The sequence below is a fragment of the Actinoplanes sp. NBRC 103695 genome, assembly GCF_030269485.1.
In the GTDB taxonomy this organism is placed as follows: domain Bacteria; phylum Actinomycetota; class Actinomycetes; order Mycobacteriales; family Micromonosporaceae; genus Actinoplanes.
The window spans coordinates 1-1,317 of the sequence record NZ_BSTL01000107.1 but is presented as its reverse complement, the minus strand read 5'-3'; the positions used below and the strand labels follow the sequence as shown (position 1 = coordinate 1,317).

General features: G+C 64.2%; 2 protein-coding genes. Both read right to left on the bottom strand.

Annotated elements, in window-relative coordinates:
• Nucleotides 1-30 precede the first annotated feature (30 nt).
• Nucleotides 31-945 carry an IS3 family transposase gene (locus QSK31_RS48465; RefSeq protein WP_285691988.1) on the bottom strand — a complete coding sequence of 305 codons (915 nt, stop codon included), beginning with the start codon at nucleotides 943-945 and terminating at the stop codon, nucleotides 31-33.
• The gene (locus QSK31_RS48460) at nucleotides 942-1,253 is read right to left on the bottom strand and encodes a transposase (protein ID WP_253244027.1); all 312 of its coding nucleotides are present in this window, start codon (nucleotides 1,251-1,253) and stop codon (nucleotides 942-944) included. The genes QSK31_RS48465 and QSK31_RS48460 overlap by 4 nt, the downstream gene beginning before the upstream one ends.
• Nucleotides 1,254-1,317 lie beyond the last annotated feature (64 nt).

Sequence of the window (1,317 nt, the reverse complement as noted above, 5' to 3'; positions counted from 1 at the left end):
TGAGTTCCCCCCGTTTCGACGGAGCGGTGGTTACCTGCTTCCGGTCGGGGCAGGGGTGAGGTTATCTGGCTCGGTCTGGGTGTGCCAGGCGGTCTCGTATTCGTCCGGGCTCAGGTAGCCGAGTTCCTTCTGGATGCGGCGGGTGTTGTACCAGCCGTCGATGTATTCGAAGATCGCGTTCTCGGCCTCGTCACGGGTCCGCCACGAGGTTCGGTAGACCAGTTCAATCTTTAGCGTCGACCAGAAGTTCTCCATCAACGCGTTGTCATACGAGTCACCGACCGACCCCATGGACGGCCGGATTCCGTTGTCCTGCAAACGTTGCGAGAAGCGGAAGCTCGTATAGTTCGAGCCTCTATCGCTGTGATGTATGAGCTCGCCGTCGCGGACGTCGCGCGAGAAGATGCCGTACTCGAGCGCGGCCAGGATCAGATCGGTGTCGCACCGGTCGGAGGTCTTCCACCCGACGATCCGCCGGGAGAACACATCGCGGACGGCGGCCAGCCAGAACACGCCCTCACCGCACGGGATCCGGGTGGCATCGGCGACCCACAGCCGGTTCGGGGCTCCTGCCGTGAACTGCCGGTTGACCAGGTCCGGTGCCGGCGTGTGCCGCGGATCCTGTTTGGTTGAGCCGCCACGCCAGCCGCGTCGCAGGAACGCACCGTGCCAGCCCTGCCTGGCCATGAGTCGTTCCACGCGTTTACGACCCACCCGGATTCCGTCACGGCGTAGCTGTCGGTGAACCCGGTCCGCGCCATAGATGTGCCCGGAGGATTCCCAGATCTCGTGAATGTTGGAGATGAGGCCGAGGTCGACCAGGTCCCGGTCGCTGGGCTGCTCAGCCTGCTTGATCCACTGGTAGTAGGTCGACTCGGCGATGTTCAGGACCCGTAGCAGGAGCGCGACCGCGAAGCGGTCACGGTGTTCGTCGACGAACCTCATGACCGTCGCCGGGTCGGGCCGAGCTCCGACGCGAAATACGAGGACGCCGCACGCAGGATCTCATTCACCCGCCGCAGCTCAGCGACCTCTTCCCGCAGCCGGCGGTTCTCCTCGGCCATCTCGGTCGTCGGCCGGTCATGACGCTCGCCCGCATCGGCCTCCGCCTGCCGGATCCAGTTCCTGAGCGCCTCGTGATGCACATTCAGCTGCTCGGCCAGACGACGGATGGTCGGCTTCGGATCCGACTCGCGATACAGACGCACAGCACGCGCCCTCAGTTCGTCGGGGTACTTCTTCGGTGCGGCCACAGAACGTCCTCCCCATGATCAGTCGATCATGTTTGAGAGGCTCCACCAAACCGGGGGGAACTCA

Coding starts and splice junctions, on each gene's coding strand:
- QSK31_RS48465 (WP_285691988.1), bottom strand. CDS start 945: ATGAGGTTCGTCGACGAACACCGTGACCGCTTCGCGGTCGCGCTCCTG.